The following is a 13,296-nucleotide window of genomic DNA, read 5'->3' as shown; positions in this document are numbered from 1 at the left end:
CAACCGTCGAAAATTAACGTCGCTTCGTGACTTAGCGTGCGCGCGGTCACCGCTTCGCGCTATGGGCCGTGCTCGAACGGGGTCGCAGCCCGATTCGGTCGATTTCGAATCTGGGTAAACGTCGTTTTAATCCGTTGAGGCTATGGCCTTTTGCGGCGGCGCTCCCACATGGGCCCTGCCGCTTCAAGCGGGCAGCAAAAGGGCATAAGGGTTTGGAGTTGACGGAAGGCCGTTTCACCCGCTGGGTAGGGCGCAACATGCCGACGCGCGAGAGCATGGAGCAGAACCGCTTCATCAAGCCTTTTGCCGCGCGCGTCCTGCGCTCCGACTTGTGGCGGTTCACCCGGCGTTCGGTCCCCCGCGGCGTTGCGCTGGGCGTGCTGGTCGGCGTGATCCTGCCCATCGCCCAGATCTTTGGCGCTGCGCTGCTGGCCTTGCCCTTTCGCGCCAATGTGCCCGTCGCGGCGCTGACCACCTTCATCACCAACCCGTTCACCACGCCGCTGCTGTGGGTTGCCGCCTATCATGTCGGCAGCTTCATCCTGCGCGTCGATGCCTCGACCTTCGGGCAGCCGGTCGCGACCGCGCTCAACCAGCCGCATGTCGAAACCTGGATGGAATGGCTGACGGGGGCGGCCTCGATAACCGCTTTCGGGCTGGTCGTGCTGGCGATCGTTATGGCGGCGGTCGGCTATGTCGTCAGTGCCATCGGCTGGCGCATCTGGATTGCGGGCAAAAGACGGCGCAGGCTGGCGCGGGTGCGCCACTCTTGAGCGCGCGCCGCTGGCTTTAAGGGGCAACTGCAATTTGTAACGGTGCAAAACTTGCGCTAGCGTCGATCACCTGAACAGGCTGAGCGCGTTCGCCACGCCAGGGGGATCCGACGACCTTGACCACCACCCGTGCCCGCACCGACCTTGACTGGCCGGAATGGCTGCCTGCACTGCCCGATTCCGAAACGCCCGACGCCCGCATCACCGCGCTGATCATCGTCGGCGGGCTGGTGGTGAGCGGCGCGCTGATCTGGCTCGCGCTCGGCGACTGGGTGCCGCTGGCGCTGTTCGCGGCCGGGCTTGCGGGCATTGCAGCGCTGATCGTGCTGGTGCGCCAGCAGTTTCCGGCGCGCGCTGCCGTGCAGCAGGTGATGCCCGACTGGTCGGTGACCTTTGCCGCGACCGACCATCCGACGATCGCCATTGCCATCACCGATGAAGCGGGGCGGATGATCTGCGCCAACCAGCGTTTCATCGATCAGTTCGGGGCCGAGATGGTGCCGCCCAAGCTGCCGCTTTCCGGCCAGGGTGGCGATCTGCTGGCCGAGGCGGGCCGCGCCGCCTGGCGCGATGGCGAGGGCGCGGCCAGCGGGCTCGTCGCGGCGGGTCTGCCCATCGAAGCGCAGGTGCGGCGTGTCGGGCGCGGGCAGGATTATCTGCTCTGGCGGTTCGAGCCGGTTCAGCGCCACGATCTGGCGCTGGAAGCCGATGCGCTGCTGACGGGCAGGCCCGGACGCGCGCTGGGCGAGGGGGGCTTCATGGCCGCCGCGATCAGCCCGGAAGGCCGCATCCGCGCCGCCAACAGTGCCTTTGCCGCACGCGCTGCGGGAGCGGAGGCGGGCAATGTCGTGGGTCGCGATCTTGCCAGCTTCCTGCGCGCCGATGAACGCAACCGCATCTATTTCGAGCGCGAGGGCCGAAAGGGCGTTCCGCTGCGGCTGTTCCACCTGCCATTGGTCGATCCGCTCTACGTCACCGATCCGGCCGAGCGGGAAAAGGCGCCCGCGCTGGTCGTGCTGATCGATGAGGACGCAAGCGGCGTCGATAAGGGCACCGCGCTGGGCTATGTCCAGACGCTGCTCGGCCTGTTGCCGGTGGGGCTGGCGATGACCGACCGCGACGGCCGCTTCCTGTTCGCCAACGATGCATTCCTGCGCGCGGCGGGCATTACCGAGGCCGAGCTTCCGCCCTATCCGGGTGACCTGGTGGTGCGCGAAGACAAGGGCGCGATCGCCGATGCGGTGCGCCGCCATGCCAGCGGCCAGGCGATGTCGGGCGACGTCGCGCTGCGCCTGCGCCACCAGCCGGACGAGCCGGTGACGCTGTCGCTTGGCAGCCTGCGCGGCATGGGCGATGCCGCCGTGCTGCTGTCGATCAAGGATAACAGCGAGGAAAGCCGCCTCAAGCGCCAGGTGGCCCAGGCCAGCAAGATGCAGGCGATCGGGCAGCTGGCCGGCGGGGTCGCGCATGATTTCAACAATGTGCTGACCGCGATCATCGGCCATTGCGACCTGATGCTGATGCGGCACAGCCCCGGCGACAGCGACTATGATGACATCCAGCAGATCCGCAGCAACTCGAACCGCGCGGCCTCGCTGACGCGGCATCTGCTCGCGTTCTCGCGCCAGCAGACATTGCGTCCGCAGGTGCTGCAGCTGCCCGATATCGTGTCTGACACATCGGAACTGCTCAAGCGGCTGATCGGCGAGAAGATCGTGCTCGAGGTGCAGCACGACCGCAATCTGGGGCCGGTGCGCGCCGACCCTGGCCAGCTGGAACAGGTGATCGTCAACCTTGCGGTCAATGGCCGCGATGCGATGCTCTCCAAGCGCCCGCCGGGCGGTACGCTGACCATCCGCACCCGCAAGGTGACGGCAGCCGATGTGCGCGCGATGGCGAGCGATATCCTGCCGGTCGACGATTACAGCGCGATCCTGGTGGAGGATGGCGGCGTCGGCATTCCGCCCGATGTCCAGGCGCGCATCTTCGAGCCGTTCTTCACCACCAAGGAAGTGGGCAAGGGCACGGGGCTCGGGCTGTCCACCGTCTATGGCATCGTCAAGCAATCGGGCGGCTATATCTTCGTCGATTCCGAACCCGGCCAGGGCACGACCTTCTCGATCTATTTCCCGGTCTATCGCGGCGGCGCGGTCGAGCAGCGCAGCCGCAAGCCCGCCAAGGTCAATCCCGGCCAATGGGGCCATGCGCGGTTGCTGCTGGTCGAGGATGAGGACATGGTCCGCGCGGTGGCCGAACGGGCGCTGACGCGGCAGGGCTTTACCGTGGTCACCGCCAGCGATGGCGAGGATGGGCTGGAACGGCTGGGCGATAGCGGCCCGTTCGATCTGGTGGTCAGCGACGTTGTCATGCCCAATCTGGACGGCCCGGGCATGGCGGTGGAGATGCGCAAGCGCATGCCCGGCCTGCCGATCCTGTTCATGTCGGGCTATGCCGAGGAAACCCTGCGGCAGAGCATTTCGATCGATCAGGTGCATTTCCTGCCCAAGCCATTTTCGGTTGCGCAGATTGTCGATGCCGTGCACGGCGCGCTCGCCGCTTCTGCCACCCCCAGCGATTGAAGGATTGAGACCGACGTGAGCGACGCCAGGACCTTTGTGATCGCCGAGGATGAGGCGATGATTGCCATGCTGCTCGAAGATTTCATCGATCTGTTGGGCCACAAGATCGCCGCGATGGTGGCAAGCCTGGAAGACGGACTGGCCGCGATCAGCGCTGGCGGCTTCGATGCGGCGATACTCGACGTGAATCTGGGGCGCGACAAATGCTGGCCGCTCGCCGATGCGCTGCGCGCCATGGGCATTCCCTATATTTTTGCGACCGGCGGCGGTGATACCATCCCGGCGGAACATGCATCGGCCCCGACCCTGGCCAAGCCGTACACGATGGCGTCGCTGGAGGCGGCGCTCGGCCGGTTGTAACGCGCGAATGCTCTTGCGTTCCGCAGCGATGTTCCCTACCTGTTCCATCAGAACACATCGGGTACATCACTGATTCGTTGCACCGGAGGTCCGGAGCAACTAGGCAAGAGAGGGCAGGGCTATGGCCGGGCAGCTTAAACTCATCCAGACCGAGAAAGAGGCGAAATCCATGGACAGGCAAAAGGCGCTCGATGCAGCGCTGGCTCAGATCGACCGGGCCTTTGGCAAGGGGTCGGCGATGCGGCTGGGCTCCAAGGAAGCGATGCAGGTCGAGGCGATCTCCACCGGTTCGCTCGGGCTCGACATTGCGCTGGGCGTCGGCGGTCTGCCGCGCGGCCGCGTGATTGAAATCTACGGCCCGGAAAGCTCGGGCAAGACCACGCTCGCGCTGCACGTGATTGCAGAGGCGCAGAAGAACGGCGGCACCGCGGCATTCGTCGATGCCGAACATGCGCTCGATCCGGTCTATGCCAAGAAGCTGGGCGTCAATATCGACGAACTGATCGTCTCGCAGCCCGACACCGGCGAACAGGCGCTCGAGATTACCGACACGCTGGTGCGATCGAACGCGATCGACGTGCTGGTGGTCGATTCGGTGGCGGCGCTGGTGCCGCGCGCGGAAATCGAAGGCGAAATGGGCGACAGCCATGTCGGCCTGCAGGCCCGTCTGATGAGCCAGTCGCTGCGCAAGCTGACCGGTTCGATCAGCCGCTCGCGCTGCATGGTGATCTTCATCAACCAGCTGCGCATGAAGATCGGCGTGATGTACGGCAACCCGGAAACCACGACCGGCGGCAACGCGCTCAAGTTCTACGCATCGGTCCGCCTCGACATCCGCCGCACCGGCCAGATCAAGGATCGCGACGATATCGTCGGCAACACCACCCGGGTGAAGGTCGTCAAGAACAAGGTCGCCCCGCCGTTCAAGCAGGTCGAATTCGACATCATGTATGGCGAGGGCATTTCCAAGATCGGCGAGATTCTCGACCTCGGCGTCAAGGCCGGCATCGTTGAAAAGGCGGGCAGCTGGTTCAGCCATGATTCGGTGCGGATCGGCCAGGGACGCGAGAATGCCAAGACCTTCCTCAAGGAACATCCCGAGATGATGGCCAAGATCGAAGGTCTGATCCGCGGCCAGCAGGACAAGGTAGCCGAAGAGATGATGACCGGGCCCGATGCCGAGGATGATGTCGGCGACGACATGTAATCGGGTGCCGGGCGATCGGTGGACAGCAGTGTCCGGTAGCGCCCGTGATCGGTAAGCTGGAACAAATCAAGGGGGCAGGGCCGCAGGCAAGCGGTTCTGTCCCTTCATTTTTGCGCATATATTGCTTCAATCTCGCTTCAACTCGCCTTATGTCGCAGCCATGACATCGACAAATGACATCCGGCGTTCGTTCCTCGAATATTTCGGGGGCAACGGCCATGACATCGTGCCCTCTGCGCCGCTGGTTCCGCATAACGACCCGACGCTGATGTTCGTCAATGCGGGCATGGTGCCGTTCAAGAACGTGTTCACCGGGCTGGAGACGCGCAGCAATCCGCGCGCCACCTCGTCGCAGAAATGCGTGCGCGCCGGCGGCAAGCACAACGATCTCGACAATGTCGGCTATACCGCGCGGCACCACACCTTCTTCGAGATGCTCGGCAATTTCTCGTTCGGCGACTATTTCAAGGAAGAGGCGATCCACCACGCCTGGACGCTGGTCAACAAGACCTGGGGCCTGGCCGCCGACAGGCTCACCGTCACCGTCTATCACACCGATGACGAGGCGTTCGGCCTGTGGAAGAAGATCGCAGGGCTTCCCGATGAGCGCATCATCCGCATCGCGACCTCGGACAATTTCTGGTCGATGGGCGATACCGGCCCGTGCGGTCCGTGCAGCGAAATCTTCTACGATCACGGTGACCATATCTTCGGTGGCCCGCCGGGATCGCCCGACGAGGATGGTGACCGGTTCATCGAGATCTGGAACCTGGTGTTCATGCAATATGAACAGCATGCCGATGGCAGCCGCACCAATCTGCCGCGCCCGTCGATCGATACCGGCATGGGCATCGAGCGCATCGCGGCAGTCATGCAGGGCGTGCACGACAATTACGATATCGATCTGTTCAAGGCGCTGATCGCGGCATCCGGCCAGGCAACCGGCACCGCGACCACGGGCGGTAATCAGGCAAGCCACCGCGTCATTGCCGATCATCTGCGCGCCACCTCGTTCCTGATTGCCGATGGCGTGCTGCCCGCCAATGAGGGCCGCGGCTATGTGCTGCGCCGGATCATGCGCCGCGCGATGCGCCATGCGCACATCCTGGGTTCGGCCGATCCGCTGATGCACCGGCTGGTGCCGACGCTGGTCGCTGAAATGGGCCAGGCCTTCCCCGAACTGGTGCGCGCGCAGCCGCTGATCGAGGAAACGCTGGAGCGCGAGGAAACCCGCTTCCGCCAGACGCTCGACAAGGGCCTGAGGCTGCTCGACGAGGCGACCGCCGACCTCGCCGAAGGCGCGGTGCTGGCGGGCGAAACCGCCTTCCGCCTCTATGACACTTATGGCTTCCCCTATGACCTGACTGAGGATGCGCTGCGCAGCCGTGGTCTCGGCGTCGACCGCGCCGGCTTCGATACCGCGATGGCCGCGCAAAAGGCGGCCGCACGTGCTGCCTGGAAGGGCTCGGGCGAGGCTGCTTCGGCCGAGATCTGGTACGATATTGCCGAACGCGCAGGCGGCACCGAGTTCACCGGCTATACCGCCACCGAAGGCGAGGCCGAGATCGTGGCTCTGGTCCGCGACGGCGTCGAGATCGACAGTGCCACTGCGGGCGACAAGGTCACCATCCTGGTCAACCAGACGCCGTTCTACGGTGAAAGCGGCGGTCAGATGGGCGATGCCGGTGCGATAACATCGCTCGCCGGGCTGAAGGCGATTGTCGACGATACGTCCAAGCCACTGGGCCGGCTGCACGCGCATCAGGCGCGGATCGAGACCGGCAGCATCAAGCTGGGCGACACCGTGCACCTGGCCGTTGATGTCGAGCGCCGCGATGCGCTGCGCGCCAATCACAGCGCCACGCACCTGTTGCACGCGGCGCTGCGCAATCATCTGGGCGGGCACGTGACCCAGAAGGGATCGATGGTCGCCCCCGATCGGCTGCGTTTCGACTTCTCGCATCCCAAGGCCCTGAGCGAGGCGGAGATCGCCGCCGTCGAGGCCGAGGTCAATGCCGAGATCCGCGCCAATGAAGCAGTGACGACGCGGCTGATGAGCCCCGATGATGCCGTCCAGGCTGGTGCGCTCGCGCTGTTCGGCGAGAAATATGGCGAGGAAGTCCGCGTGCTTTCGATGGGCCGCGCGACCGACAAGCATTATTCGGTCGAACTGTGCGGCGGCACGCATGTCCGCGCGCTGGGCGATATCGGCATATTCCGCATCGTTTCCGAAAGCGCGGTGTCGAGCGGTGTCCGCCGGATCGAGGCGCTGACCGGTGAAGGCGCACGCCAATGGCTGGTCGGCCGTGACGAGCGGCTGAAGGCGATCGCATCGCTGATCAAGACCGCGCCCGACGAGGTCGAATCGCGTATCGCCGCACTGGTCGAAGAGCGCCGCACGCTCGAGCGCGAGCTGGCCGAAGCGCGCAAGGCGCTGGCGCTGGGCGGCGGTGCAGGCAAGGCCGGTGCTGCGGTCGAGACGGTCGGCGGACTGAGCTTCACCGGCCAGGTGATCGACGGGCTGGACCCCAAGGAACTGCGCGGGCTGCTCGATCAGGCCAAGACGTCGCTCGGATCGGGCATTGCGGTGATGATCGCGATCAACGAAGGCCGCGCGGCATTCGCTGCCGCAGTGACCGACGATCTCACCAGCCGCATCAGCGCGGTCGATCTGGTACGTGCCGGGGTCGAGGCCCTGGGCGGCAAGGGTGGCGGCGGTCGCCCGGACATGGCGCAGGGCGGCGGTCCCGATGGCAGCAAGGCAGAGGCCGCGCTCGCTGCAGTCCGTGCGCTGATCGAGAAGGTGGCTGCTCCGGCGTAACTCTCTCTGGTCCCTTGTAAAGGCAAGGGACCAGAAACGCTCAACGAGCGAGGGCAGTCATTCTGTTCGACAACAAAAAAGGGCTGCGAAACCATCTGGTTCGCAGCCCTTTTTGATGCGGTTCCTCAAGCGAGGGGCGCGTCTCAGCCCTTCTTGAGCGAGATGCCGCCAAAGCGCTTGTTGAAGCGGGCAACCTGGCCGCCTGCGTCCATCAGGCGCTGGTTGCCGCCGGTCCAGGCCGGGTGCGAGGTCGGGTCGATATCCAGCTGCAGCGTGTCGCCTTCCTTGCCCCAGGTCGAGCGGGTCTGGTACACGGTGCCGTCGGTCATCTTCACATTGATCATGTGATAGTCGGGATGGATATCGTTCTTCATTGTCTCGTGTCCTTGAATATGGCTGGTTCCGACCAGCCCGCAGGATGAATGGGAAGCGGCGCGCATAACGCTGCCCGCAGTCAAAAGCAAGGGATTTGCAGTGGGTCCGCCGATCAGGCCGGCGGGTCGGCGATCATCGCGGTAAAGCCGACTTCGCAGGCCAGCTTCCCGTTCATTTCCGCGCGCGCCTTGAACTTGCACACCTTGGCGCGCTTCTGTTCGAACTCGGCATGCAGGTCGAGCAGCACACCGGGTTCCACCGGCGCGCGGAACTTGGCACCGTCGATCGCCATGAAATAGACCAGCTTGCCCGAGCCTGCCAGGCCCAGCGATTCCACCGCCAAAATCCCCGCCGCCTGCGCCAGCGCCTCGATGATGAGAACGCCGGGCATGATCGGGCGGGCAGGGAAATGGCCCTGGAAGAACGGCTCGTTCATGCTCACGGCCTTGATCGCGTGGATCGACTGGTCAATGTCCAGCCGCGCCACGCGGTCCACCAGCAGCATGGGATAGCGGTGCGGAAGCGCCGCCATCACCTTGAGAATGTCGTAGCCCTGTTCCATCTCAGCCATCGGTCGGGTTTACCGGCCTTCGGGCTGCTGTGCGGCGGGCGCGGCAGGTGCAGGAGCGGCACCGGCAGCAGCGGCCTGACGGGCCTGCTGTTCACGCTGTGCGCGCGGCAGCCAGCCCTGCGGCGGCACCAGCTGTGCGGTCGGGATGGCGGCGTTCAGCTCGGCGGTGATGTCCTTGGTCAGGTCATAGGCGTCATTGTGCGCCAGGGTCGATCCGACTTCGAACACGATGCTGATCTTGCGCTTGGTCATCGCAGCGCGCACGGCGGCGTCGAACTTGTCGCTGATCTGTTCCAGCACATAGGCTTCGGACAGGGCGACGGGCTGCAGGATTTCCTGCACTTCCTGCGAACCCTGCTCGCGCAGCTGCTGGATCTGGCCCAGCTGCTGCTGCAGCGCGGCCTGGTTGGCCTGCGCGTTGGGAGCCTGAACGTCGGTGTTGAACTTGTTCACCAGCGGCTCGAGCTGCTGGCGGATCTGGTTCGACTTGGCCTGGGCCGCGTCATACTGCGCCTTGTAGGTCGTCGGACGCGCGTTGTTGGCGTTGACGAAGGCGGACGATTCGATCACGGCGCGGCGCTGATCGGCGACGCCGAGGCCAGCGACAGCCTGAGCGGCTACGGGAGCAATCGCGCCCGAAGCCAGGGTGCCTGCGGCCATCAGGGCAGCAGCGGTGCATTTCAGAAGAAGTTTCATCAGAACTGGGTCCCTACGTTGAATGTGAACAGACGGGTGTCGTCGCCCGGCTCCTTGAGCAGAGCGCGGGCAATATCGATGCGGAACGGGCCAAATGGCGAGTTCCAGTTGACGCCAAAGCCCACCGAAACACGCGGCTTGGGCGAATCACCAAAGAACTGTTCGGTAAAGGAAAGGCTGGGAGTGTTGGCCCGGCCATTGGCATCGGTGGCATTGGTTGTGCTGACGATCGTCACCGCTCCGGCCGCGTCGGTCGCCGTCGTAAGATACAGCAGATTGCCATTTTCATCGCGGTTCTGCGGTGTCTGCAGAAGCGGACGGACCACGCCGAACACGGCGCCGGCATCGACGAACACCGAGGGACGCAGGCCCAGCTCGCGCGCGCCGCTGCCCAGCGGAATGTCGAGCTCAGCACGGGCGAGATAGTAATAGCGGCCACCCAGCGCGTCATCGACGCGGTTGCGGCGCTCGGTCACCGGCGTGTTGACGATCACGCCGTTGACGATTTCAGGCGTGAAGCCGGTACGAATGACGCGCGGGCCGACGCCGCGAATGTCGAAACCGCGGATCTGCGGCTGCCCCAGGAAGAAGCGGTCGGTCAGGCGGATGTCGTCAATGCCCTGCGCCGGCGTGCCGCGATCTTCGAACGCGATGATATGGCCACCTTCGGCCGCAAGGGTAAGGATGAAGCCGCTGCGGCCGATACGCCAGTGCTTGGACGCGTTGAGGCGCGTACGCAGATAGCTCACCGCACCGCCAAGGCCGGCAAAATCCTGCGACAGCGTGATATTCTGTCCGCGCGTCGGGCGGATGCGGTTGTCGCGGTTATCGTAGAGCAGCGAATAGCCGATCAGCGACGTGGTGCGCTGGCCCAGGTTGTCGCACAGGAAGAAGCCTGCGCGCACGGGGTCGCACTCCAGCGTGCCGTTGCCGTCAAGGTCAGAGAAGAACTGGGTCCGGTCGAGCGTCACGTCATCGACCGTCAGCGAGTAGCGCAGCAGGGCCGAGACATATTCGGTCAGCGGAACGCCCAGGCGGAACGATGCGCCGGTGGTCAGCTGTTCGAACGTGGTGTTGCGCGAATTGCCGACAAAGTTGAAGCTGTTGAGGTCACGGCGGAAGATGTCCGCGCCGAACGAGATGTTCTTGTCGAACACATAGGGTTCGGTGAAGCTCAGGTTCACGCCCTGCGAGAAGCGCGAATAGTTGATGCTGAGGCCGACAGTCTGGCCCTTGCCGCGGAAATTGCGCTGGCGGATCGAGGCCTGCAGGATGAAGTTCTCGATCGACGAGAAACCGGCGGAGAGCTGAAGCTCGCCAGTCGCCTTTTCCTCGACATTGGCTTCCAGGATGATGCGGTCAGGTGCGCTGCCCTGCTTCTGTTCGATCTCGAACTTTTCCTGGAAATAACCGAGCGAGTTGATGCGGTTTTCCGAACGCTTCACCAGGAAGCTGTTGAACGCATCGCCCTCGTTGAGGCGGAATTCGCGCCGGACGATCTTGTCCTGGGTGAGCGTGTTACCGTTGATGTCGATCCGCTCGACATAGACGCGCGCCGATTCCGCGAGCTCGAACGTGATGTCCATGGTGAGCGTTTCGCGGTTGCGGTTGAAATTCGGCCGCACGTCCGCAAAGGCATAGCCGAACAGGCCTGCCGTCTCGCTCAGCTGCTCGACCGTGTCCTCGACCAGCTTGGCATTGTACCAGTCGCCGGTCTTCATCGGCAGCTGGGCCTTCAGCCCGTCTTCGGAAAAGTCGCGAATCTGGCTGTCGACGCCGACATCGCCGAACTTGTAGCGATCGCCTTCCTCGACGACATAGGTGATGATGAAGTCGCGCTTGTCGGGGGTCAGCTCGGCCACCGCAGAGATCACGCGGAAATCGGCATAGCCCTGGGTCAGGTAGAACTGGCGCAGCTTCTGCTGGTCATAGGCCAGCTTGTCGGGATCGTAGGAATCGCCCGAGCTGAAGAAACGGTAGAAGCGCGACTGCTTGGTCGCCATCTCGCCGCGCAGCTCTCCGTCGGAGAATTTCTCGTTGCCCAGAATGTTGATCTGGCGGACCTTGGAGCGCGGGCCTTCGTTGATTTCGAACACCACATCGACGCGGTTCTGGTCCTGCTGGACCATTTTCGGCTCGACGGTCGCGGCGAAACGGCCCTGGCGCTTGTACAGCTCGATGATGCGGGCGACGTCGGCGCGCACCTTGGTGCGGGTGAAGATCTGACGCGGCGAGAGGCGGATTTCGGGAAGGATCTTGTCTTCCTTGATCCGCTTGTTGCCTTCCAGGATCACGCGGTTGATGACCGGGTTTTCCTTGACGTCGATCACGACCGCGCCGTCATTGTTGCGGATGGAAACGTCAGCGAACAGCTCGGTCTCGAACAGGTCGCGCAGCGCCTGGTCGGCCGCGACCTGGGTATAGATGTCGCCCACGCGCAGCTGGATATACGAACGTACGGTATCCGCCTCGATACGCTGCGAACCATTGATGGTGATCGACCGGATCTGCTGCCCCTGGGGCAGGGCAGGGGCCGGTACTGCTGCCTGAGGCGCGGCAGGCGCGGGCGCTGCCGGCCCTGCGGTCTGCGCAAAGGCTGTGCTGGCGCTTCCCGCCAGAACGGTGGAACTCAGCAGCAGGCCGAGGGCACGCGCGCCGATGGCGATTTTGTGTTCAGATTTCACGGAAAAAAGACCCACCCTAAGCCAAAAAACACCGAACGGTCCCTGCATTGCCGTCCGATAACCCGCCCCGGTGCGCAAACCCCTGCATCATCCGCCGCAATCAATCAACCGTCTTTCAGCCGAGCAGGCCGAACGATGCCAGATCGTTGACGGTCACGAACACCATAAGGGCCAGCACAGCTGCCAGGCCCGAACGGAACGCCCATTCCATGACCTTTGGATTGACCGGTTTGCGCCGGATACCCTCGATCGCATAGAACAGCAGATGGCCGCCATCGAGCATGGGGATTGGCAGCAGATTGATGAACCCCAAATTAATTGAGATCAGCGCGATAAAGAAGATGAAATCGTCCAGCCCGGCGGAGAGTTGCTCGCCGGAAACCTGCGCGATTTTCAGCGGGCCGCCGAGTTCGGAGACGGAGCGCCGACCGGTGATGACCTGACCCAGGGTCGCCACCATCAGCCGCACGATATCGCCGGTGCGCTCCACCGCCACCACGGGCGCTTCCACTAGCGATACGGGGCGCACGACGGGCTGGGCCGACATGATGCCCAGGCGGCCGATGCGATATTCGTTGCCGAACCGGTCCTTCTGAATGTCGACGCCGATCCTGAAGTCGAACGTGCGCTCCTTGCCGGCGCGTTCCGCGCGCATGGTGATGCGCTCATCCGGGCGGTGCGCGATGCGGCGGCCGACCTCGTCAAACCATTCGACCTGCTCGCCATCGATAGAAATGATACGGTCGCCGGGCAGCAATCCGGCTTCGGCCGCCGCCGACCCCGGCAGCACGCCTGCAACCACCGGCGGCGTGACGCTCTTGCCGTAGGCAAAGGCAAAGCCGGCGAGGATCAGGATCGCGAAAAGGAAATTGATCGCAGGCCCTGCGAACACGATCAGCGCGCGCTGCCACAGGCTTTTCGACTGGAAGGTGCGGTTGCGCTCTTCGGCGGGTAGCGCCACCCAGTTCGGATCGGAGCGGCTCGACGGGTCCATGTCACCGGCAAACTGCACATAACCGCCCAGCGGCAGCATGCCCAGCTTCCAGCGCGTGCCACGCTTGTCGGTCCAGCCGGCAATCTCGCGCCCGAAGCCGATCGAGAAGGATTCCGCCTTCACCCCGAACCAGCGTCCGACCAGATAATGCCCCATTTCATGCACGAAGACCAAGGGGCCGAGCACGAGCAGAAAGGCGATGACGGTCAGCAAGAAGCCGGGATTTTCGTTCAAGT

10 protein-coding genes are annotated in these 13,296 nt (G+C 64.1%); 5 read left to right on the top strand and 5 right to left on the bottom strand.

Features of this window, described 5'->3' with window-relative positions; all coding sequences use genetic code 11:
* The first annotated feature begins 257 nt into the window (after positions 1-257).
* The 5 genes from OU999_06400 (at position 258) to alaS (ending at position 7,740) form a co-directional block, all read left to right on the top strand.
* A complete protein-coding gene (locus OU999_06400; protein WAC25368.1) occupies positions 258-773 on the top strand; it encodes a DUF2062 domain-containing protein in 516 nt (171 codons plus the stop codon).
* A 161-nt stretch (positions 774-934) separates the two neighbouring features.
* Positions 935-3,352: an ATP-binding protein gene (locus OU999_06395; GenBank protein ID WAC25367.1), complete on the top strand. Its 2,418-nt coding sequence runs from the start codon at positions 935-937 to the stop codon at positions 3,350-3,352.
* Between the two features lie 15 nt (positions 3,353-3,367).
* Entirely contained in the window at positions 3,368-3,712 is a 345-nt protein-coding gene (locus OU999_06390) for a response regulator (GenBank protein ID WAC24810.1), read from the top strand.
* Positions 3,713-3,833: 121 nt separating this feature from the next.
* Positions 3,834-4,919, top strand: a complete 1,086-nt coding sequence (gene recA, locus OU999_06385; GenBank protein ID WAC24809.1) for a recombinase RecA — start codon at positions 3,834-3,836, stop codon at positions 4,917-4,919.
* A 160-nt stretch (positions 4,920-5,079) separates the two neighbouring features.
* A complete protein-coding gene (gene alaS / locus OU999_06380; protein WAC24808.1) occupies positions 5,080-7,740 on the top strand; it encodes an alanine--tRNA ligase in 2,661 nt (886 codons plus the stop codon).
* Between the two features lie 143 nt (positions 7,741-7,883).
* On the opposite strand, the gene rpmE is transcribed toward alaS, so the two are convergent.
* The 5 genes from rpmE to rseP all read right to left on the bottom strand — a co-directional run bounded on the left by rpmE (position 7,884) and on the right by rseP (position 13,294).
* Positions 7,884-8,114, bottom strand: coding sequence for a 50S ribosomal protein L31 (rpmE, locus tag OU999_06375; GenBank protein WAC24807.1), 231 nt, complete (start codon positions 8,112-8,114; stop codon positions 7,884-7,886).
* Between the two features lie 113 nt (positions 8,115-8,227).
* Entirely contained in the window at positions 8,228-8,686 is a 459-nt protein-coding gene (gene fabZ, locus OU999_06370; GenBank protein ID WAC24806.1) for a 3-hydroxyacyl-ACP dehydratase FabZ, read from the bottom strand.
* A gap of 9 nt (positions 8,687-8,695) precedes the next feature.
* Positions 8,696-9,382, bottom strand: a complete 687-nt coding sequence (locus tag OU999_06365) for an OmpH family outer membrane protein (protein WAC24805.1) — start codon at positions 9,380-9,382, stop codon at positions 8,696-8,698.
* Complete coding sequence (bamA, locus tag OU999_06360; GenBank protein ID WAC24804.1) at positions 9,382-12,066, bottom strand: outer membrane protein assembly factor BamA; 2,685 nt, start codon at positions 12,064-12,066, stop codon at positions 9,382-9,384. Before bamA ends, OU999_06365 begins: the two co-directional genes overlap by 1 nt.
* A gap of 115 nt (positions 12,067-12,181) precedes the next feature.
* Positions 12,182-13,294, bottom strand: coding sequence for an RIP metalloprotease RseP (rseP, locus tag OU999_06355; protein WAC24803.1), 1,113 nt, complete (start codon positions 13,292-13,294; stop codon positions 12,182-12,184).
* Between the last annotated feature and the right edge of the window lie 2 nt (positions 13,295-13,296).

Origin of the sequence: Blastomonas sp. SL216 (assembly GCA_026625625.1) — a bacterium.
GTDB lineage: Bacteria > Pseudomonadota > Alphaproteobacteria > Sphingomonadales > Sphingomonadaceae > Blastomonas.
This window is presented reverse-complemented; position numbering and strand designations above follow the sequence as displayed.

Bases quoted from the DNA above. Each gene is read 5' to 3' on its own strand.
- OU999_06400 (WAC25368.1), top strand. From the start codon at position 258: ATGCCGACGCGCGAGAGCATGGAGCAGAACCGCTTCATCAAGCCTTTT.
- recA (WAC24809.1), top strand. From the start codon at position 3,834: ATGGCCGGGCAGCTTAAACTCATCCAGACCGAGAAAGAGGCGAAATCC.
- alaS (WAC24808.1), top strand. From the start codon at position 5,080: ATGACATCGACAAATGACATCCGGCGTTCGTTCCTCGAATATTTCGGG.
- rpmE (WAC24807.1), bottom strand. From the start codon at position 8,114: ATGAAGAACGATATCCATCCCGACTATCACATGATCAATGTGAAGATG.
- fabZ (WAC24806.1), bottom strand. From the start codon at position 8,686: ATGGCTGAGATGGAACAGGGCTACGACATTCTCAAGGTGATGGCGGCG.
- OU999_06365 (WAC24805.1), bottom strand. From the start codon at position 9,382: ATGAAACTTCTTCTGAAATGCACCGCTGCTGCCCTGATGGCCGCAGGC.